Origin of the sequence: Streptomyces sp. NPDC002838, assembly GCF_040295365.1 — a bacterium.
Lineage (GTDB): Bacteria > Actinomycetota > Actinomycetes > Streptomycetales > Streptomycetaceae > Streptomyces.
Genome location: NZ_JBEOVF010000008.1, coordinates 116952 through 138424, shown reverse-complemented (window position 1 = coordinate 138424; position 21473 = coordinate 116952). Strand labels below are relative to the sequence as shown.

Genomic DNA, 21473 nt, shown 5'->3' with positions numbered 1-21473 from the left:
CAACGAGTTCTAAGGTGTCGGGGCAGTTGCGCCCTGCCGGGCTGGCACGGTGGATGCAGCTTCAGCTCATCCCGCTCGCTTCACGCACTTGAGCATCCATAAGCCGAAGAAGATCCAGTACTGTTTCGCCAGTTCGACGTCTGCTGCTCACTGACCTGTCCACGCATCTCGCGACGATCAGACAACCGGGACCAGCAGTTCAAGCTGGATAGGAGCGCGCATGCCCAGCATCAGGGATGACCCGGCGCTGGGCACTCAACGGGCCAAACGCTTAAACAAACAGATCCCTTCGATTACGGGAGAATCTGTTTAATCTTTCGGCCGTCCGCGACCCGCCAGAAAAGTAGGCCATTCTGCTCAGAATGTTCACGGCCAGGATTGAGGGATTCAACGACCGCCTTTGCCGCCCCACTAGGGGAACGAAATTGTCGATCAATGAGCGGTCCCGACGTGATCCTCACGCCACGATTAGTTTTATCCAGTACAGCAGAAATGCGTTCTCCTCGGTACGAGGCGAAAACTTCCACCTCTCCGGCCCTCAAAGTCTGCACTGTTTCAGGTCGCGCAGTTTCGCCTACTACTCTCTCCAGCAGCCATGCAACTACCTCGCCTGTGGAGCAGCCGCGAATCGCTGCCATCGAGCGCAAGCTGCGCCCTGTGCCCTCATCAACCTCAACCTGCATACGCTCCCCCACTCGTCGACCTTCTGGACACCTTGTTAGGCCTTCTTCAGCCTTCTTCGGCCTTCTCAGGGTCTACGCACCACCAGCCAACCGTCAAGGGCGAAGCTGAGGCTCACACATACGGACTCACTTGCTCCACTCCTGGGGAAACGGAACGGGGTTCCGCCGAGCGAGAAACGGAGGGCATGGGGATTGAGCCCGTACACACGGGCCAGCCGACCGCTACCGGGTTGCGCGCGCTGAATCTTGAGTCTGATCAGGACTCAATCATCCTTGCGGAGAAGTATGCGTGCGCAGCGCGCATTTCCGCTTCGCGGTTGGCCTTGTGGAAGGGGGCGGTATAGCCCTCGGGGGGTTCGGGGCGGTCGCCTTTGTTGAAAGCGAGGAGGTGTTCGTAGTCTTCCTTGGTCTGGCCGAAGCCGTAGGTGTGCCGACTGCCCGCGATCTTGCGCTCGTTGGCGTCGAACCACGTGTCAGCGTCGAAGTCCTGCATGATCGGGAAGCGGGACTTGTACATAGCCGCCAAGGCGTCGGCGCTTACGCCCAGCCATACGGCCACGAGAGCGTCGATCTCGACGAGGGCCGCCCGGCGGGCGCGCTCGGTCCTCAAGGGCGTTGTGCGGCTCCAGGCCGGCGTGACCTTGTGCAGCGGGCTCAGGCCGGGCCAGTCGCACGCCCAGGGTTCGGAAGTCCATGTCGGGTCGTACAGCTCTTCCCACAGGTCTGCGTACGCGTTGGTAAGGCAGTTGAGCCGGAGAGTGCGCAGCAACAAGGGGAGGGCAAGCGGATGGTCCTCTGCGGGGGCGGGCAGTCGGCGTGCGGGAGCCACGTCGAGGTTCCTCACCTTGGAGGTACGCAGCAAGTAGTCCACTGGGATGGAGGACCAGAAACCGACTGTCAGTGCCGTGGTGCGTGTGTCTCGCAGCGCCCCGCTGCGCATCGCGTCGATGTGGGTGGGGCCAGGCGGAAAGAGGGCAACATAGAGGCTGCGCTCGGTGTCCGGCGCGATCATCTTCCGCCAGGCCACCCGATAGAAGTCCGTGTACGGCCGCCGCGACTGCTCCTCCAGATACGCGTCGATGTCTTTAGCAGTCACCTTCTCCGGCGCCACCAAACGCCTCTGAGCCACCACAACCCGCGCCTTCTCCACCTCCTCCTCCGAGGCCCGCAGCTCCGCCAGCACCTTGTGGTCGATCCACCGGTCCTGAGCGCCTTTGTAGACGTCCTCGTCGGCCACGTACACATACTCGGTCTCGGGTACGGCATCGTCGGCGAGCGTGAGCGGATTGAGCCCCAGCACCTCTCCGGCGCCCTGGCTAGGTTGCTTGAACATCGGGTTGGCCAAGCCTAGTTGGGGTCCTTTGAGGATCACCTCGGACCATGCGGTCGGCAAGTGCACCCGGCCGTCATCGCCAGGGCGGTTGTAGTCGAAGTGACCATCGTTCTTGCCGTTGGTCTCGTTATACCCGTTTGTAATCTGCGGCTCATGTGCTGCCAGCCGCAGTGGATAGTCGGCCAGTGCTTTGATGGCCTTGGCTTCTGCTGTACTCACCGGAGACAGCAGCCGTGCCTGCCGCACCGGCTGCTCCTCATCGCCGGTCAGACGCTGCCAGAGGGCGAGCGTCTCCTCGTCCACCTTCACGATCCGCTTCTTATGCGGCCGTTCGTCCCAGCTGTGGCCATATTTGACGCCGGGGTCAGGGCCGGTGCCGTCGTCTTGGTAGGACAGCCTCAGGGCATCCACGGAGAAAAGCCAAGAGAGATGGTCAAAGCCGATTTCCCCTGCCTCGCCGTAGACGTGCACGCCGAAGTGGCTGGCGTGGCCGATCGGCGGCGGGAAGAACCGGTTGCTCGCGTTGGCGAAGTCACCGTGAACACGCAGCCGTTCGTACGCGGCCTCGCGCAGGCGCCCTTCCTTGTCCCCACTGAAATGCGAGTCGGGATGGACCAACCCGACCGTGCCGTCCCGACCCGTGTGCTCCCACGTCCGGCACATGAACGCCCGATACAGGTCAGGGCGTGTCCCCGCGAGCAACGGATACACCACCGGCGAGGCGAGCATCTCCCCCGTGCCGCTCAGTGAGGCAAGCTCCCCCAGGTAGTACGCGCGGACCTTCTCCTCCCGCAGCAGCTCGGCCTTCCGCTGCTGACGGGCGGCCACGGACTGCTTCTCCGACAGCATGAACCAGGGCTCGTACTCGGCGAGGACCTGGTTCTCCAGCCAGTCGGGCCGCACCCAGGGCGGATTCCCCACCTGAAGATCGAACCCACCCCGCTCCCCCTGGAAGATGTGCGCGAAGTGCAGCTCCCAGTGGAAGAACCCCTGCCCCTCCTCGGCCTGTATCTCCTTCTCCGTGGGCCCGGCGATCTCCGACACGGTGGCAAGCCACGGGAAGCGCGACTCGATCAGACCGGCGCGGTCCATGCCCATCTGCGTGTCGAGATGTTCCCGTTCGAACGTCCGCAGCGTGGCCAGCGCCTCGTCGACCGGAAGCTTGTCGAGGCCGGCGAAGAACGTGTCGGCGGCGATGTCCTCAGCGCCCAGGAGGCACTCCAGGAAGTCCAGCCAGTCGTCCAGCGTCTTCAGTGGGATGCACGGCCGCCAACGGTCACCCTTGATCACGGACTTGCGACCCGTCGACCCTCGCTTGTTCTTACCGGCCAGCCCCGCCTCCCGGTCCGCGACTGCCAAGGCCTCCTGCTCACCGTCCGGATCGTCGAACAGCCCCGCCGCCTCCCAGGCCAGATCCCCGGGCGCGGGCCCCTCGGACGGCTCGGGCACGACAGCCTCAGCCTCCGGCTCGCCAGCCACCGGCACGCCCAAGCCAGGCAGGTCCCCCTCCCTCACGAGGGCGCCCCCGGTCTCGTACACCCGCTCCGTACCGTCCAGCCAGCCGACCTTGTCCAGCGGCCAGAACCACAACGCACACCATGTGTCCATGACCGTCTTCAGCCGCCAGTACGGCGTCCCGGTGGCCGTGAGGTCGTCCAGAATCTGCTGCCGGTCGACGGCCTGTGCCGGGTGCTTCAGCCAGTCCGCCTGCCAGACGTCGACGCGCCGGGCGATCTTCCGCTCGGACAGTTCGAGTCGCTTGGCGACCAGGCTCCACAGGAACTCGGCCCGCCGGGCGAACCCCTGCAGCCTGCGCAGATCGGTCTTCTTCTTCGGTGCCTTCTGGACGCCCTTCCGCCAGCGCCCGAGCGCCGCGGCCTCCGCCTCCGCGAGCCGCTTCGCCTCGGGTTCGGCGGCGACCGCGCCCCACCCGCCCGCGGGCAGCAGGAACTGGTGCACCGCCCCCTCGGGCAACTCGCCGTCCCGGAACGGCAGATCACGCGGCGCCAGCGGCTCCTTCTTCGCCAGCCACGCCCCGCCCGGCAGGTCCTCCGCCGCGTACACCTTCCGCCCCGCCCCGATCAGCGAGTTGCCGCGCCGCAGGTGCAGGCCGAACCAGGGCGCCTGCATGCCGGGGTGCATGGTGTTGAGCCACAGGGACACCTCGGCCAGCTCCACGGCCGTGGCGTTGAGGTCGACGCCGTACGCGTTGTGCAGGGCGATGTACGCCTTCACCTTCTGCAGCTCGACCGGCCGCTGCTCGGGGTCGACGCGTTTGCCCAACTCCCGCTCCCGGCGCCGTAGATACTCCTCCGCCAGCTGGTCGACGGCCTCGTTGAGGAACGCGCCGGAGCCGAGGGCGGGTTCGCAGACCTTCCAGCTCAGCAGTTCCCGGGCCGAGGTGTCGTCCGTCAGGCGGTGCTTGAGGGCGAGCTCGACCGTCACCTTCGTCAGGGACGGCGGGGTGTAGTAGGAGGCCGAGGTCTGGCGGTCACGGCCCGCGAGGCGGTAGACGAACGTGCCCCGGGGGTACGAGGCCCGGCGCAGCACCCCGGTTTCCTTGTCCTCGCGCTGGACGAACACGTCGTCCGGGTAGTTCTGCACCTTGGAGGCGGGGATCATCCAGCTGCCGCCGGACGGGTCGCCGCCCTTGGCCACCTCGTACAGGTCCTCCTCGGCGATGAAGCCGGTGTAGGACATCAACCCCTCGTAGACCGCGCCGAGTTGGTTGATGCCGAGCTGCGCGTAGGAGATGAAGCCGCCGCGCTCCTTCCCCTTGCCCTTGGTCAGCATCAGGCTGCGCAGCACCCGGTGCAGGGTCTCGTTGCGCAGGCGGGTGTCGTGGCGGCCCTGCCCGATCAGCCGTACCGTGCCGTCCTTGAACAGCTCGGAGTGCAGTGGCTCGAAGCGCAGCCCCACGTCGGCGCTCAGCTCGGCGGACCGGCGCATGCGGGCGGCCTCGCGCATCCGCTCGTCGTGGTCCTTCCGCGTGATGGCGCCCTCGGCGAGGAGCCGGGCGGCTTCCTGCTCGGCCTCGGCCGCCTCGCGGTCGGCGGCCTCGGCGGCCAGGTCCTCCGGTTCGCTGCCGCGCCTGCGGTGTCCCTGCTGCACCATCTTGAAGAGCAGGTCGAGGGAGTCGTAGAGGTGGAAGCCCTGGCGCGAGCGCTCCCCGATCAGGTCGCGTACGACGAGGTCGCCGAGGCGCTGGAGGCCGTACCCCTGGCTGTACTCGGGGTAGGCGGACGGCAGGATGCCGAGGGTCGGCTGGGACTCGGCGTAGAGGAGGAACAGGATCCGGTAGAGGTAGCGCAGCGACTCGCGGCCCAGGCGTTTGGCGAGGCGGGCCGGGTCGTCGAGCTGCTCCGGGGTGACGCCCTGCTCGCGCAGTCTGGCGAGCACCTCGTTGGCGATCCATTCCACCGACTGCCGTAGGCCCTCGCGGAGTTCGGTCGACACGCCCACCGCGTGCTTGCCGGACTTGTCGACGAAGTCCGCGAGCGGTGGCGTACCGCCCTCCGCCGGGGTGTGCATCGAGTCGGCGCCGAACAGGGCGGCGATGGTGTCGAGTTCACCGCCGCCCCGGTCGTCGCGGCGGTCCAGGGCCGTGTCGAGGCTGACGGCGAGGTAGCGGCCCTCGTGCCAGGCCATACGGTCGGCGAGGACGACGACTCCGCCGACCAACAGCAGGACGTAGCGCGGCGGTTCGTCACATTCGAGGAGGAAGTCGGTGAGCGCCTTGCCGTCCGTGATGCGTGCCGAGCCCTCCAGGGCGACCGGGTGGAGCAGCCCGCCGGGGCCGTCCGGGTCCAGGGCCGCGTCGGGGGCGGTGGCCCAGCCGCAGGAGACCGCGGTGACGAGGCCGGGCTCGTGGTGGAGGACCTGGACCGGGTACTCGCGGCCCGAGCGGTGGACGGTCACGCTCTGCTCGTGGGCCGGTGCGAAGCCGAGGGCGCGCAGGGTGGCGAGGTGGAGGTCGGCGAGCCGCTTCGCCCAGTCCGCCGGGGTGGGTTCGTCCGGGTCGGCCGCGGCCGCCGCGTCCTGCTCGAAGGCGGCCCGGTTCGCGAAGTACGGGCCGTGCAGGGCCCGCAGACCCTCACGGGGCGTGCGGACACGCGGCGGGACCGTCGCCGGGTCCTCGCCGAGCCGCTTGGCCTCCTCCACCGCGTCCTGGTACCGGCGGCGCTCCGCCTCCTCGGCCGCCGCCCAGCGGGCCAGCAGGCCGTCCTTGGCCTTGAGGTCCTTGGGCAGGACCTCGGCCAGGTAGTGCGCCGAAAGGTAGTCGCCGTGGTTGACCAGCGAGTCGTACGTCACGTCAGCTCTCCGCGGTGGTCGCCGGGGTGGCGGGCTTGTCGAGGACGGCCAGGACCCGGAGCAGGGGGCGGCCCGTCGTCTGCAACTCGCTCAGGAGACGCGACTGCTCCTTCGCGGTCTCCTCGATCTGCTGCCGGCGGCGGCTCGTCGTGCCCGGCAGGGAGTCCTGGCGCCACTCGGTCAGCTGCTTGCGGTACTCGGCGAGGGGCTCCTCGAGCAGTTCGTCCCACGCCTTCCGGGTCCGCTCCAGATGGTCGCGGGCCGCCGAAACAGCCCCGGGGACAAGGGACTTCAGACCCCGTATGTCCCTGGGCTCACCGGTCACCGCGAGCCGGGGGCCGACCCGTGCCGCGTCCAGGGCCTCGGACAGGGGGCTGACCAGCGGGGTGCTGGGCAGCCCGGTCACCGCCATCCACTGCACCACCGTGGGTCGGCCGAGGGCGTTGGAGTAGATGCCCTGCACCAGGAACGTGGGGTGGCGGACGTGCGGGGAGGCGATGACCGGCGCCTCCTGCCGGCCGAACTGCACGAGCACCTTGTCGGTCAGCCACTCCACGACGGGGTGGATGTCGGTGAGGAAGGAGACGTTCGGCCAGTTCGTGTCCCGGCTGCCGTGGGCGTCCTTCAGCTTGCGTGCGGCGAGGGTGCGGTCGAAGGTGACCAGCATCCGCTCGGCCACGCCCTGCTCCTTGAGGTAGGAGGGCGGGAGCGCCTTGAGCCGATGCAGCAGGTCGGGAGCCTTGGCCGGGGAGAGGGACAGGTACTCGCCGCCGCCCTCGACCTTGGGATCCGTGGCGCGGGCCAGGCCGATCAGGTCCTCGGCGCGGTCCTCGTACAGCTCGGCCAGGGCGGCGTCCACGAAGGCGGCCGTGTCGCCGTCGAAGAGGCTGGGCACCCGGGCGCGCTGCGGCAGTTCGTGCTCGGTGATGGCGTCCACCTGGCCGAAGAGGTCGGTGAGCACGTCGTCGTCCCCGGCGCCCGGCCCCGAGTCGAGGAAGTCCTCGACTGTCCCGCCCTCGACGAGTTCGCGGATGAGCCGACGCTCCTCCTCCTCGGCACGGTAGTAGCCGCTCTCCGCCTCCGCGGTGCCGTTGAGCTTGTGGGCCTCCTCCTCCCGCTGGAGCAGCTTCTCGGCGACCGTTCGGTCGTCCTTGGCGCCCTCAGTGGCGGAGGTGAGGATCAGGGCGCGGAACCGGGGCTCGTACTTCTGCCCGTAGCGGTCGATACGGCCGTTGCGCTGCTCGATGCGGATCAGCGACCACGGGATGTCGTAGTGGATCAGATCGTGGCACTGGCGGTGCAGGTTGACGCCCTCGGAGGCGACGTCGCCGGTGAACAGGAGCCGTACCGGGTTGTCGGCGAGACCGAAGGCCGCGATGACCTTCTGCTGCTCGTCATCGCTGAGGCCGCCGTGCATGAGGCGTACGGCCCGCGCCTTCTCGGTGGACTCCACCGGCGGGAAGCCGAGCCGGGGCGGGACGACCTTGGCGAGCCATTTGAGGGTCTGCACGCGCTCGGAGAAGACGACGGCACGCTGGTCACTGCGGGGGCCGACGCCGATCTCCTTCAGCTGCTCGACCAGCTTGTCCAGCTTGGCGGAGTCGCCGGGTGCGCCGCCGTCGCCGATGGACTCGGTGAGCGCGCGCAACCGGGCCAGGGCCTCCTGCTCGCGCGCGACGGCCGGATCGGGCTTCGCGCCCTTCTCCTCGGCCTCCCGGGTCCGCTTGGCGAGGGTCTTCTCGCGGGTGACGACCGTCTCCTTGAGGGCCACGTGCGAGGACAGGAAGGTCTTGAGCAGGTTGAAGGAGAAGAGCCGGTCCGTGCTGACGGACCGCTTGTCCTGATCCCCCGTGCCGAACTCGGTGCTCGTCGGCGTGACCGGCAGCCAGTACTCGGCGAGCTCCGCGAAGATCTTCTCCTCCGCCTGGGTGGCGGCACAGTGCAGCGAGAGAGTCGGGCCGCGGTCCGCCCACTCGTCGCCCAGCTCCTCGCGGACCTCGGGGCTGATCTTCGTACGCCGGATGAAGAGGTGACCGAGGTCCTTCTCCGGGTCGTAGTGGTCGGCGTTGGCGATGGCGGCCGGGTCGAGCAGGGAGATCAGGTCGGCGAAGGACTGCTTGTCGCCGTTGTGCGGGGTGGCGCTGGCCAGGAGCAGGGCGTCCGTGCGCGGGGCGAGGATTTCGGCGAGGGCGCGACGCTGGCTGCCGGGGTTGATCAGGTTGTGGGACTCGTCGATCACGACGGCGTCCCACTCGATGCGCTCCAGGTGGTGGCGGTACTGGCCGATGTTCTTGAGCGTGTCCACCGAGATGATCACGCGCTTGTAGTGCGTGAAGGGGTTGCGGCCCGCCGGGATCTCGCGCTGGATGCGCTGGATGCCGAGCGAGTCGAGGCGTACGAGGGGGATGGAGAAGCGCGTCCACAGCTCGTGCTGGAACTGCTCCAGGACGCTCTGCGGGGTCACCACGAGGATGCGCTCGCCCCGGCCGCGCCGGATCAGCTCGGCCAGCAGCAGGCCGATCTCCAGGGTCTTGCCGAGACCGACCACGTCCGCGATCAGGATCCGGGGCTGCAGGTTGCGCATGGAGAGGGCCAACTCGGCCGGGCGCTGCTGGTAGACCAGCGGATCCAGCAGGAAGCGGTCGGCGAGCGCGAGTCCGCGCTCGGTCTGCGGCAGCGGCGTCTTGCGCAGAACCGCTTCGAGGAAGAGCCGGCTGCGGCGGAAGTAGGAGGAGGTGTCGGAGACCAGGCGGGTGTCCTCGGGGTTGAGGAGCTCCACCTTGTCGATCCTCGTGAAGAAGACGGCCTCTTCGTCCCGTACGAACTCCGACACCCCGAGGGCCTCGATCATGTCGCCGTCGGGGGTCGCCGGCTTGACCTGCTTGACGAGCCATTCCTCGTCGCGCACGAGGATCTGTGCGCCCGGTGGATACCTGGTCTCCCCCTCGCCCTGCGTCTGGGCGCTCCCCTGGTCTGCCACCCGTTGTTCCTCCGCGGCGTGCGTGTTCCGTTGCATGCTGTGCAGAGTCTTTCACGGGGTGGAGCGGGGGCGGAGGGGCCATCTGGGACTTGCCCGCTTCTGGTCAGGGTTCCGGTCGGAAAGGGGCGTCACGGGCGTACGCGGCGCGGATCCGCTCGGCGATCTTCAGCGGGGCGGAGAGGCGCCCCAGGGAGTCACGGGAACCGGTCGGGGCGGGAACCGGCTCGGGAACGGCGGGCTCGGCCTCCTCGGCTTCGTCCCCGTCCGGCTGCCGGTCCGTGGGCGAGGCTTCGTCGTCCTCGGCGACGGCCGGGTCGGTGAGCGCCGGGTCGTAGGTCTCGTCGGGCCGCGCGGGCAAGGGCGGGAACTCGGGCAGCGGCAGAGCCGGCGTGCGCACTTCGAGACGCCGCCTGGCCTGCAACGCCGTCAGGCCGCATCCCTTGATGACGTCCACGAGCCGACGGGTGACCTCATCCAGCGGGGGGCGGTCCTCGGCGTCGTACGCGAGCATGCTCTCGACCACCGACCGCAGTTCGGACGGGAGACCGGACAGGTCGGGCGGCGTCTTCGGGTCCTCGATCCGCAGCGCGATCGCCTGCCAGGTGTCACCGGTGTACGGGTAGTGACCGGTGGCCGCGTGGAGCAGGACGGCACCGAGGGCGTAGACGTCGGCGGCCGTCCGGAGGTCGTGCTCGCCCCGGGCCTGCTCCGGCGGCATGCACAGCACCGACCCGACGACGAAACCGGTGGCGGTGAGCTGGGTGCGGCGTTCGGCGAGGACGGCCAGCCCGAAGTCGATGAGCTTCGGGCCTCGCTCGGACAGGAGGATGTTCTGCGGCTTCAGGTCCCGGTGCAGCAGGCCGGCCGCGTGCACGGTGCCCAGGCCCTCGGCGAGCAGAGCGCCGAGGCTGGCGGTCTCGGCGAGCGGGAGCGGACCGTTCTCGGTGATGAACGACCGCAGGTCGGGGCCGTGGACATAGTCGACCGCGAGCCACGGCTGGTCGGCATGGGCGTCCGCCCCGACGAACGCGGCGACACAGGAGCCGAAGACCGTCTTGAGGTTGTCCACCTCCACGACGAAGCGGGCCCGTGTCTCCTCGTCGAGGACGGACGGTTTGATCACCTTCACCGCGACCAGCGAGCCACCGGCCGACTCACCGAGGTAGACCTGCCCCATCCCGCCGGCCCCGATCCGGGACCGCAGCGTAAACCCGCCGATCTCCGCCGGGTCGTCGTCCCGCAGTGGTTCCACTGGCCGTGGGCCTCCCCCTCGTCCTGCTACGTCGCCGTGCAGTCTAGTGAGCGGACCGTTCCGGGACCGCCCGGCCCGAACGCCGGGCCGTCCGCACCGCGTGCGCGAACCATTCCAGAACCGAGCACAGCTCCTCGCCGTGCCCGGCGAAGACCTCCAGGGGGAAGGAAGGGCGCAGGTCGATCTTGGCCTCGGCCAGGTCGATGCCGCGTCACGGTCCGCCTGGGTGGGCAGGGGCGGGCGGGCCCCACATGGAACGCCGTCGGTGGCGTCACCAGCGTACGGGCCGGGGGAGCACCGGGATCATTGTTCAGCCGGCTGCGACAGAGCGTGAAAATAGCCTCTCGGCTTCCGTGACCGCCTGTTCCAGCACATCCGGATCCGTCGTCAGATTCCCTACGATCTCGTGGATTTCGCCCAACCCTGCCCGCGCGATGAGGTTCTTCTCATTGGTGACCCACACCCCTCGCGCCGCCAGCACCGCGTGCGCCGTCTGCGTCGCGGCGAGAGCAATTCCACCGGCGACCTGGGTGAGTGAACCGGCTGGGGCGTGGCCCGCCTTGGCGTAGGCGAGGCTTGCGGCGGCCATGCCGTACCACCGCTCGGGAGCGGTTTTGCGCAGTGCCCGAGGGTAGGTGGGGCGCAGCAGCCGGCCCCGCAGCACCTGGTTGATGGCCAGCTCCGCGACCACCAAGTAGCTCGGAATCCCCGCGAGATGGAACATCAACGGCTCCACCCGGAACCGCCCCTGCTCGGCCTCCGCCAACTCCCGCTCCACCACGTCGAGATCGCGGTAGTGCACGTCCACGCGCCGCCCGTCGATGGTCAGCCACGCGCCCCCGTTGAACACCCCGCCGCCCCAGCCGCCGATCTCGGAGACCTCGCCCTCCCAGCCGATGGCGCGGAGGCCGGCGGGGTCGAAGGGGCCGCGGTAGTAGATCGCCAGGTCCCAGTCGCTGTCGGGTGTGTGGGTGCCCTGGGCGCGGGAGCCGCCGAGGGCGACGGCCTGGACGGTGGGGAGGGAGGCCAGGCGGTCGGCGGTGGTGTTCAGGAAGTCGGGGTCGGTGAGGGCGGGCATGGGCGCAGCGTACGTAGCCCGGATGCCGCACCTCCAGGCAATTACGTGCCGGGCGGCCTCAACCCGTCGCCGCCACCCCGAAGTCCGCCCCGGAGATGCCGCCCAGGTCCTCGGCAATCCGCCGCAACGGCTCGCGCAGCGCGGTCAGTTCGGCGCGCATCGTCTCCGCCTGAGGCCAGGCCGCCTCGTGGTCGGGCGGGGCGATGTCCGCCGGGCAGCGGGCCTCGTACGCGGCGAGGCGGGGGTGCCAGGGGGTGGTGAAGGGGCGGATGACGTCGTTGATCAAGGTGTACGCCAGGCTCTGGACCGTCGGCGCTCCGGTCTGCGAGCCGGGCTCCAGATGGATGTTGTACGTGTGCAGCGTCGCGCGCGTGAAGTCGATCAGTGACTTCAGGGAGGTCAGTGCCTCGCGCAGGCTTCCCGTGCCCGGTGCCAGTTCCTGCACCCCGATCCGGGTGACCAGTTCGACCTGGATGTCGAAGGCGGCCATCCGTTCCGACTCGCTGGGTGCTGCTTCGCGTCCTGCGGCCGCTCCTCGCCTCCTGGCATCCCCGTCTCACCGCCTACGAGTCCCAGCGACCGCCCGGCCGTGACCCCGTGGCGCACGAACGGCAGTGGGAGCACGCGGAGGCGCTGCGCGCCGAGATCACGGCGGTACGGCAGACGCTGGTGTCGCTGGCGCGGACCTTGCAGGAGGTGGCGGGGGTGAGTGACCTGATCGACCTTCCGGCGCCCCGGTCACCGCGGTCTCCCGGCTCGGGGCCCCCGCAGGTCAGAGGGGTCCTGACGGTTCCGGAGCCTAAGGTCGGGCGGCGTCACCGGCGGCTCGCCCCAGCGGCCTGAGGCGCCTGAGGCGCCTGAGGAACGCTCGGCGGGGCCGCTGTCGGTGCCGTTGTCAGTGGTGCGCGCTATCAATGAACTCGTCACTCAGCGTAACGACGGGGGAGATCATGATGGCGACGTACGAAGGGGACCGCAGGCATCGGCAGCGAGACGGACACGGTGCGGAGGCGGCGCCACCACCGCGTACCCACCTCTCGGCCGCCGGACTGCGCGCCCGGGGCTGGACGCCCGGAATGGTGCGCCAACTGCTCGGTGAACCAGACCTGTTGCGCACCAACCCGCTCTTCCACTCGGCGCCGCAGACCCGCCTCTACCGCGTCGAGCGAGTCGAGGCGGCTGAGCGGAGCGATGAGTTCCGGGCCGTCGCGGCCACTGCCGCACGGAGGTCCGCCGCGGCGCGGGCCGCCGCTCTGCGCCGGCGGCGGGAGGTGCTGGCGCGGATCGCGGCGGAGCCTCTCGACGTGCCGCGACTGGCTCCGGACCGGCTGGCGGCGGCCGCGGTCGAGCACCGCAACCGCCGGGACGAGGAACGGGCGTACGAGCGGTGGGGTCATGCACCGGATCCCGCCACGGTCGAGAGTGCCGAGACCGGCGCGCTCGACCGCTGGAAGGTGAACTACTTGCGCCATCGACTGACCCGCTACGACGAGCTGCTGGACGGTCTGTACGGCAGCACCGGGCGCGCGGCGGCCGAGGAGTTGCTGCGGCGCAGGGTCTACGCCGCCATCTCGGAGGCGTACCCCGAACTTGCACAGGAGTGCGAACGCCAGCTGCGTGAACGGGAGTGCGGTCCACCGCCGGGATGACATGCCCGGGTGAAGCTCCGGCGATGCCTGACCGGCGAGCGGAGGCATCCCTACGCTCCGGCGCATGAAGGATGATCAAGCTCTGCACGTGCACGAACGCCTCGCGACCCGCCCCGAGTTGCGTCCCGTCGCCTTCGGCGAGGGCCGCCGCTTCGGACTGTGGGACCTCGCCTCACTCGCCGAGGGCGCCCTCGGCGAGTGCGTCGACCCGGACTCGCTCACGGTGACGAGCGAGAAGCGGTGGCGGCTCAGGCTGGGTGCGGCGGGGCGGGAGCACAGCTACGACGACGAGTTCCGCAGGAGGTACTGGATCTGTGCACCGGAAGACCGGCGCGGGCTCGGGCCCGTGGGGACCATCGCCGTCGACACCTGGCCCGTGGGAGCGGGCGCGCTGGGCGTCTCCTCCCTCTACGTCCACCCCGTCGCCCGGCGGCAGGGAATCGCCTCCGCCGCGCTGGACACGGTGTACGAGGCCTGCCGCGCCGCAGGGCTGTACGGGTTCCGTCTGGAGACGTACTGGACCTGGCAGCGGACGGTCCGCTACTACCTTCGGCGCGGGTTGTGGGTCACGTCGTGGAAGCACGCCCTGGGGCTGGGTCGGTTGTCGTATCTGCCCCGGTATGAGGTCCGGGAGAACGAGGAGGGCGAGGTGACGTTTCTAGTGGCCGACGCCGAGGGGCGGTTGGTTCCGTTCCTCGTCGCCGGAAGTGAAGACGGGCGGCTGCGGCTGCGGGAGACGGAGGAGTACCGGTGCGGGGCGGACCGGCGTGATTCCGTGCGGCTGTACGCGCGATCGACGCTGGCATTGCATCTGGCCCTGCTGGGACGGCCGTTGGTGCGAGGGGAGGAGGAGCGGGCCAAAGCGCACTGGTCGTGTGACGTCGGGGAGCCGGAGGGGCTCGCGTACAAGATCGGCATCTTCGAGCGTGTCGCGCGGGACGGTGGCTGGCGGGTGGAGAGTCCGTACGCCGGCCTCCCCGTTGCGTGAGGCGGACGCGGGGAATTCGGATGCGGGCGATCGGGAGCGACTTGGCTCATGTTCTGTCGATCGACGTATACGTCGTGAGCAGTGAGACCGCGGTGCTCTCCGCCGTCTGGAACGGGGTGGCCTGCCTCGGGTGCCCCGGGCAGTTGGTGGAGATCACGGCGACGGCCGTCGCTTCCGACGCCGCTGCGGCAGCCGACGTCCCGCTGCGTTCCTTCGCCCCGGCCTTGCCTCAGGTCGTCAGGCCCCACGCCGACGACGTGGTGCGCGACCACTTCACGTGTCCGCCCCCGGCCCCCACACCCTCCTCTTCGGCACCGGCTTCGCATAGCTCCCCGCCCGGCTCGTCGTCAGCCCCAGCGTCACCAGCGACTCCGCCAGCTTCACCGCCGCCCCGACCCCGTCGACCACCGGAAGGCCCAGCTTCTCCCCCACCACCCGTTGCAAGCCCGTCATCCCCGCGCAGCCCAGCACCAGCACCTCGGCACCCGCCTCCCGCGCCCGCTCGGCGGCCGCCAGGAACGCCGTCTCCGTGCGCTCGTCGTCACCGAGGTCCAGGACGCCGAGGCCGGTGCCGATCACGGCGGCGCAGTTGCGGCCCACCCCGGCCAGCTCCAGGCTGTCCTCGATCTGTCCGCACGACCGCTCCAGCGTGGTGACGACCCCGTACCGCCGCCCCAGCAGGCAGGCCAGATGAGCGGCGGCCTCGGTGATGTCGACGACGGGTACGTCCACCAGTTCCCGCACGCCCTCGCGCCCGTGCTCCCCGAAACCGGCCATGACCACGGCGTCGTACGGCGAGCCCTGGTACGTACGCAGCAGGTCGATGACCGCGGCGGCCGACAGATAGCTGTCGAGCCAGCCCTCCGCGGACTCGGGTCCCCAGGAGGGGGTCAGTCCGATCACGGTGGTGCCCGGGCCGGCGGCGGCCCGGGCACCTCGTACGATCTCTTCGGTCATCTCCTGCGTGGTGTTGCAGTTGGTGACGACGATTCGCACGCTTCTCAGACCTCCACGGTCTTCTCGGGGACGGCCGCGGAACCGGCCGTGCGTTCGGCGCGGCACAGCATCACGTACAGCCCCGCGGCCAGGGCCGTGCCGATGAACCAGGAGTACGGTGCGACGTCGCTGAAGGTCTTCACCAGTGCGAGCACCGCCGCGACCGCCGCCGAGGGCAGGAACGCCCACAGCGCCTTGGGGTTGACGCCCTTGCGGTAGTAGTAGGGGGAGCCGGGCCGGCCGTCGAACAGTTCGTTCACGTTGATCCGGCCGCGCTTGACCCAGTAGTAGTCGACCATGATCACGCCGAACAGCGGGCCCAGGAAGGCGCCGAGGCCGCCGAGGAAGTAGTTGACGACCGTGGGGTTGGAGAACAGGTTCCACGGGGTCACCAGCAGCGCCACCACCGTGCTGATCATGCCGCCGACCTTGAAGGTGATCTTCTGCGGCCAGACGTTGGCCAGGTCGTACGCCGGTGAGACGAAGTTGGCGACGATGTTGACGCCCATGGTGGCGATGGCGAACGTCAGCGCGCCCAGCACCAGCACCCAGGTGTTGCCGATCTCGGCGACGAGGTAGGCGGGGTCGGTGATCTCCTTGCCGAACACCTCGTAGGCGCCCGCCGTGACGATGACCGACACGATCACGAAGGCCGTGGAGTTGACGGGCAGGCCCCAGAAGTTGCCGCGGCGGACCGTCTTGTAGTCGGGCGAGAAGCGGGAGAAGTCGCAGAAGTTGAGCATCAGCGTGCCGTAGGTGGCGAGGATCAGGCCGACCGCGCCGAACCACTGGCGCCACTGCTCGCCGACGGAGACCGGGTGCGGGGTGCTGGTGAGCGAGATGGTCCAGCCGGCCTTGGCGAGGATCCATACGGCGAGGGCGATCATGACCACCCAGATGGCGGGGCCGCAGAAGTCCTGGAACTTCCGCACCGACTCCATGCCCCGGCTGATGATGGCCGCCTGGACCAGCCACAGTGCCACGAACGACAGCCAGCCGAGTGCGTCGAGCCCCAGGAAGGAGTTGTGCGTCCAGGACTCCAGGCTCGGCCAGGCCGCCAGCAGCATCACGTTGACGGCGACGGAGGCGAGGTAGGTCTGGATGCCGTACCACATGATGGCGATGACCGCCCTGATCAGGGCGGGGATGTTGGCGCCCCACACACCGAAGGCGATGCGGCTGACCACCGGGAAGGGGACACCGGTGCGCTGCCCGATGCGGCCCATCATGTTCATCCCGATGTAGATGATCACGAAGCCGACGAGCAGGGACGTGAAGATCTGCCAGACGTTCATGCCGAGGAAGAGCAGACCGGCGGCGAACGTGTAGTTGCCGAGGTTGTGGACGTCGGACATCCACATGGCGAAGAGGTCGAAGACCTTCCAGTTGCGCTTCTTCGCGGGCGCGAGGTCTTCGTTGGTGAGCCGGGGATCGGGGACGAACGCTGGTGCGCCGGTGGCTTCGGCGCGGTCGGCGAGGGACACGGGGCCTCCAGGGACGGGGACGGCGGAGGACTGCTTGCGGGGGGAGGCGTTTGGTATACCAAACTGCGGTCATGGTCCTCCCGTCAACCGTTCCGACCGATGTCGCTCTTGTTAACGCTCGGTAAAACAGCCCCCGAGTCGGCGAAGATGGGCCCATGAGCTCCATGACGAAGATCGAACCTCTCGGCGCGGTGCGCGAACGCGTTCTTGCGGCCCTGCGGCAGGAGATCATCGCGGGCGGCCTGCGGCCCGGTGACCGGCTGGTCGAGCGCGAGCTGGCCGAGCGCTTCGGGGTCTCCCGGGTGCCGGTCCGCGAGGCGATCCGCGCCCTGGTCGCCGAGGGATTCGTCCACTTCGAGACACCGCGCCGCACGGTCGTACGCCGTCTCACCCCGGACGACGTCAAGGAGCTCTTCGAACTGCGGGAGGCGCTGGAGGTCTACGCCGCCGGACTGGCCGCCGCCCGCGCGACGCCCGAGGATCTGGCCGAGGTCGAGGAACTCCTCGGCCTCGCGGCGGCCGCGACCGAGGCCGAGGACGCGGAAGCGATCACCGACATCAACAGCCGCCTGCACGACCGGATCGTGGCAATGGCGGGCAACAGCCTGCTGATAGCCGCCCTGGAACCGGTCGCCGGCCGCCTGCGCTGGATGACCCGCCGGAACGAGGAGTGGCCGCAACTCCTTGTCGAACACCGCGAGTTGTACGAGGCGATCGCCTCCGGCGACCCAGCCCGGGCACGGGAACACGCGCTGACCCATGTGCGGACGAACTATCGGTCCACCATGCGACACCTGTTCGAGGCCCCAACCGAACACTCGTCCGCATAGACTCTCCCGACCCTTCAGGTGAAAAATGGGACGGAGAGAACATGGTCAGCAGACGCGGGCTGTTGAGCGGAGCCGCACTCGTGGGAGTGGGTGCGATGACAGGGGTGGTGAGCGGCGCGGGCACCGCCGCGGCCGACGCCCCGCTGAACACTCCGTTCAGTCCCGTCACGGCACCGCATCTGGCGGAGGCCGAGCGGATGGTGCAGTACCAGCGTCTGCTGGCAGCCGGTTACCTGCCGGGCGGCCTCGTCGGACACTGGTCGCTGAACGGCACGGGCGCCGACCGGTCCGGTCGCGGCCGGCCCGTCACCCTCGGCGCGGGCACGACCTGGACGACCCTGCGCGCCGGTGGCGAGCTCAGCTTCGACGGCACCTCCGGCGCGTACGCCGCCACGAGCTCCGTCCTCGACACCACGGCCCCGTTCACGGTCTCGGCGTGGGTGCGCCTGTCGGACACGGCCGCCCTGACCAACATGTACACCGCGGTGAGCCAGGACGGTACCACCGCCAGCCGCTTCCTCCTCCAGTACGACGACACGGTCGGCACCTGGGCGTTCAAGGTGCGCAGCGCGGACCAGAGCGTCAAGATCTCGGCCGTCGCCACCACCGCCGCCGCGCTCGGCGTGTGGACCCACCTGACCGGAGTGTGGGACGGCACGCGCATCCACCTCTATGTGAACGGCAAGCTGGAGAGCAGCGCCGACGCGACGCTTTCCTGGGCCGCGCCCCAGGGCTTCAACATAGGCCGGGCCCGGTACGACAGCGCGCCCGTGAACCGGTTCAAGGGCGCCATCAACGACGTACGGGCGTACGACCGCGCCCTGACCGCCGACGAGATCGGCCTGATCAGCGGCCAGACAGCCCGCCGCAACAACGTCTACCTGATCGGCTCCCGGTCGACGGTCACCTGGGGCACACCCGACGACCTGACCAGCTGGATCGCGCACGCCCGCTGCTCCTCGTTCCTCACCTGGGTGCTGAAGCACACCTACGGATGGGCGACCGACGACTACTTCACGCAGTACTTCCAGGACCGCATCCCGGAGGCCGCCGACTACCGGCAGGCGTTCACGAACGGCACCGCCGGCCCGCGTTTCCAGCGGATCCGCAAGGTCGCCGACCTCCAGCCGGGCGACCTGATCGCGGTGGACTACAACGGCGCCGTCGACGGCAGCACCGGACACATCGTCATGGTCCGGGAGGTCAAGGGCGTCTACACCGGATCGGTGAACGTCAGCGGCACGACGCAGTACGCCGTCGAGGTCATCGACTGCACGTCGGACCCGCACGGGATGTACAGCAAGCCCAGCTACGCCCCGTACCCCGACACCCGCATGGTCGACGACGTGAGCAACTTCCAGGGCGTGGGCATCGGCCACATGACGTTCTACGCCGACAACACGACCGGGGAGTTCAGCCGGTACCGGTGGAGCGTCAACAGCAGCCAGGCGTACGACCTCGACACACGGCCGGTCTCGGCGGCCCGTCCGGTCTGAGCACGACCCGTCCGGTCTGAGTGTCAGCCGTCCGGTCCTAGCGTCAGCGGCGGGCGTACTTGTCCGTCGCGGCCACCAGCGCCTCCGCCATGTCCGGCGCGCCCGCGTTGTGTCCCACGTCGTCGACGAGGACCAACTCGCTGCCGGGCCAGGCATGGTGGAGCCGCCAGACGGTGCCGAGGAGGTTGCCGAAGTCGAGGCTGCCCTGGACGAGGGTGCCGGGGATGTCCTTCAGCAAGTACGCGTCCCGCAGGACGACGCCTTCGTCGTTGCCCTCGCCCATGAAGTGGTCGTTGCCGAAGTAGTGCGTGACGGTGCGGGCGAAGGCCATGCGGAACCGCGGATCCTCGAAGCGCGGGACCGATCGGGGCGCCGCGGGAATCGCCGCCGTCTCCCAGTCCGTCCAGGCGCGCGCGGCCCGTTCCCGCACCTCGGGGTCGGGCGACTCGATCAGCCGGTTGTAGGCGGCGGCGAGGTTCCCGTCTCGCTCGTCTTCCGGCAGTTCCCCGACGAACCGTTGGAAGGCCTGCGGGAAGATCAGCCCAAGTCCCCTGGTCAGTAAGGCCCCTTCGGGGTTGGAGCCGGTCGCGACCCCGGTCAGGACCAGCTCGGACACGGCGGCCGGATGCGTCTGCGCGTACCGCAGCCCCAGCACCGACCCCCACGACACACCCCACACCAGCCACCGCCCGACCCCCAGATGCCGCCGTAGCAGCTCCAGGTCGGCGATGAGGTGAGCGGTCGTGTTCACGCTCATATCGGTGTCGTACGCGCTCGCGTGCGGTGTCGAACGCCCGCAGCCGCGCTGGTCGAGCAGCACGATCCGGTACACGGCGGGATCGAAGAGCCTCCGGAAGTACGGCGTGCAGCCGGACCCCGGCCCACCGTGCAGTACCAGCGCCGGCTTGCCGTGCGGATTCCCGCAGGTCTCCCAGTGGACGCGGTTGCCGTCACCGACGTCGAGCAGGCCGCGGTCGTACGGTTCGATCTCCGGGTAAAGGGCCATTCGGGGACCTTAACCGTCGTACGACGGCCTCGTCGCCTCATTTCAGGCCGTGCAGCCCCGCCGCTCGCGCCGCCGTGCGCAGCACCTCCCGCAGCATCACCGGCGTGAGCCGTCCGGTGAAGGTGTTGCGCTGGCTGACGTGGAAGCAGCCGAAGAGTTCGAGCCCGTCGAGCGACACGTGCGCGCCGTGCGCGAAGGCCGGTCGTGGCCGGGGGACCGTCCAGCCCGCCCGCGCGAACGCGGGCAGCGCGGCCTGCCAGCCGAAGGCGCCGAGGACGACCACGGCCCGCAGCGTCGGCCGGAGCAGGTTCAGCTCCTGGACCAGCCACGGCCGACAGGTGTCCCGCTCCTCAGGTGTGGGCTGGTTGGCGGGCGGGGCGCAGTGCACGGGCGAGGTCACGCGCACGCCGTACAGCTCCAGGCCGTCGTCGGCGGAGACCGAGGTGGGCTGCGAGGCGAGCCCCACGTCGTACAGCGCCTGGTACAGCACGTCTCCGGAGCGGTCTCCGGTGAACATCCGGCCGGTGCGGTTGCCGCCGTGCGCGGCCGGGGCGAGACCGACGACGAGCAGACGGGCGTCCGGCGGGCCGTAGCCCGGTACCGGCCGGCCCCAGTACGTCCAGTCGGCGAAGGCGGCACGCTTGCTGCGGGCCACCTCCTCGCGCCACGCCACCAGCCGAGGGCAGGCCCGGCAGCCGGCGATCCGCTCGTCGAGCCCGGCAAGACCGGCGGAACCGGCCGGCTCGGCGCGACCGACGGGGCCGTTGGTGTCCATGCGTCCACCGTACGACCGTGCCCGAAACCCTCTGAGCGACTCGGCACGGGGCATTAAGGTCGGAGACATGGCTGTGGAACGTACGGACGACGACAAGACGGGCGGGGCGGGCGGGACCGGCGCGACGGGCGAGGACGGCACGACGAGCGGGGACGTGGACCCCAAGGTCGCCGCCGCGGTGGCCGCCGCCGAGGCGGCCGGTCCGCAGAGCGGTGAGAGCGTGCGCATCGACAGCTGGATCTGGTCGGTCCGGCTGGTCAAGACCCGCTCCATGGGAGCCGCCGCCTGCAAGGGCGGGCACGTGCGGGTGAACGGCGAGCGCGTGAAGCCCGCGCACTCCGTGCGGATCGGCGACGAGGTGCGCCTACGGCACGAGGGCCGGGAGCGGATCGTCATCGTCAAGCGCCTGATCCGCAAGCGCGTCGGCGCCCCCGTGGCCGTCCAGTGCTACGTCGACAACAGCCCGCCGCCCCCGCCCCGCGAGGCCGTCGCCCCGGCCGGCATCCGCGACCGCGGTGCGGGCCGCCCGACCAAGCGCGACCGCCGCGAGCTGGAACGCCTGCGGGGACTGCTGGGCGGAGGCAGCCCCGAAGGGCACTGACAGCCACGGCG

General features: G+C 69.7%; 15 protein-coding genes. 6 read left to right on the top strand and 9 right to left on the bottom strand.

Features of this window, described 5'->3' with window-relative positions; translation table 11 throughout:
- Positions 1-939 precede the first annotated feature (939 nt).
- The 5 genes from ABT063_RS13510 to ABT063_RS13490 form a co-directional block, all read right to left on the bottom strand.
- Entirely contained in the window at positions 940-6327 is a 5388-nt protein-coding gene (locus ABT063_RS13510) for an Eco57I restriction-modification methylase domain-containing protein (RefSeq protein ID WP_351057423.1), read from the bottom strand.
- Position 6328: 1 nt separating this feature from the next.
- Positions 6329-9343: an SNF2-related protein gene (locus ABT063_RS13505; protein WP_502990807.1), complete on the bottom strand. Its 3015-nt coding sequence runs from the start codon at positions 9341-9343 to the stop codon at positions 6329-6331.
- Between the two features lie 67 nt (positions 9344-9410).
- Positions 9411-10559 carry a serine/threonine-protein kinase gene (locus ABT063_RS13500; protein WP_351057421.1) on the bottom strand — a complete coding sequence of 383 codons (1149 nt, stop codon included), beginning with the start codon at positions 10557-10559 and terminating at the stop codon, positions 9411-9413.
- A 310-nt stretch (positions 10560-10869) separates the two neighbouring features.
- Positions 10870-11637, bottom strand: coding sequence for a nucleotidyltransferase domain-containing protein (locus ABT063_RS13495; RefSeq protein WP_351057420.1), 768 nt, complete (start codon positions 11635-11637; stop codon positions 10870-10872).
- A gap of 58 nt (positions 11638-11695) precedes the next feature.
- A complete protein-coding gene (locus ABT063_RS13490; RefSeq protein ID WP_351057419.1) occupies positions 11696-12127 on the bottom strand; it encodes a hypothetical protein in 432 nt (143 codons plus the stop codon).
- A 17-nt stretch (positions 12128-12144) separates the two neighbouring features.
- Here ABT063_RS13490 and ABT063_RS13485 point away from each other — a divergent pair, with 17 nt between their 5' ends.
- The 3 genes from ABT063_RS13485 to ABT063_RS13475 all read left to right on the top strand — a co-directional run bounded on the left by ABT063_RS13485 (position 12145) and on the right by ABT063_RS13475 (position 14274).
- Complete coding sequence (locus tag ABT063_RS13485; RefSeq protein WP_351057418.1) at positions 12145-12480, top strand: hypothetical protein; 336 nt, start codon at positions 12145-12147, stop codon at positions 12478-12480.
- 110 nt (positions 12481-12590) lie between these two features.
- On the top strand, positions 12591-13286 hold the full coding sequence (locus ABT063_RS13480) for a hypothetical protein (RefSeq protein ID WP_351057417.1): 696 nt from the start codon (positions 12591-12593) through the stop codon (positions 13284-13286).
- A gap of 64 nt (positions 13287-13350) precedes the next feature.
- On the top strand, positions 13351-14274 hold the full coding sequence (locus ABT063_RS13475) for a GNAT family N-acetyltransferase (RefSeq protein WP_351057415.1): 924 nt from the start codon (positions 13351-13353) through the stop codon (positions 14272-14274).
- A 273-nt stretch (positions 14275-14547) separates the two neighbouring features.
- On the opposite strand, the gene ABT063_RS13470 is transcribed toward ABT063_RS13475, so the two are convergent.
- On the bottom strand, positions 14548-15270 hold the full coding sequence (locus ABT063_RS13470; RefSeq protein ID WP_351057414.1) for an aspartate/glutamate racemase family protein: 723 nt from the start codon (positions 15268-15270) through the stop codon (positions 14548-14550).
- A gap of 5 nt (positions 15271-15275) precedes the next feature.
- Positions 15276-16754, bottom strand: coding sequence for an NCS1 family nucleobase:cation symporter-1 (locus ABT063_RS13465; RefSeq protein WP_351057413.1), 1479 nt, complete (start codon positions 16752-16754; stop codon positions 15276-15278).
- A 155-nt stretch (positions 16755-16909) separates the two neighbouring features.
- Between ABT063_RS13465 and ABT063_RS13460 the strand changes: the two genes are divergently transcribed.
- Complete coding sequence (locus ABT063_RS13460) at positions 16910-17584, top strand: GntR family transcriptional regulator (protein ID WP_351057411.1); 675 nt, start codon at positions 16910-16912, stop codon at positions 17582-17584.
- A 41-nt stretch (positions 17585-17625) separates the two neighbouring features.
- Positions 17626-19080 (top strand): LamG domain-containing protein, encoded by a 1455-nt coding sequence (locus tag ABT063_RS13455; protein WP_351057410.1) that lies wholly within the window; start codon positions 17626-17628, stop codon positions 19078-19080.
- Positions 19081-19123: 43 nt separating this feature from the next.
- Here ABT063_RS13455 and pip read toward each other — a convergent pair whose 3' ends face one another.
- Both pip and ABT063_RS13445 read right to left on the bottom strand, forming a co-directional pair.
- Positions 19124-20086: a prolyl aminopeptidase gene (pip, locus tag ABT063_RS13450; protein ID WP_351057409.1), complete on the bottom strand. Its 963-nt coding sequence runs from the start codon at positions 20084-20086 to the stop codon at positions 19124-19126.
- Between the two features lie 37 nt (positions 20087-20123).
- Positions 20124-20861, bottom strand: a complete 738-nt coding sequence (locus ABT063_RS13445; protein ID WP_351057408.1) for a uracil-DNA glycosylase — start codon at positions 20859-20861, stop codon at positions 20124-20126.
- A 67-nt stretch (positions 20862-20928) separates the two neighbouring features.
- On the opposite strand from ABT063_RS13445, the gene ABT063_RS13440 reads away from it, so the two are divergent.
- The gene (locus tag ABT063_RS13440; protein WP_351057407.1) at positions 20929-21462 is read left to right on the top strand and encodes an RNA-binding S4 domain-containing protein; all 534 of its coding nucleotides are present in this window, start codon (positions 20929-20931) and stop codon (positions 21460-21462) included.
- The last annotated feature ends 11 nt before the right edge of the window (positions 21463-21473 follow it).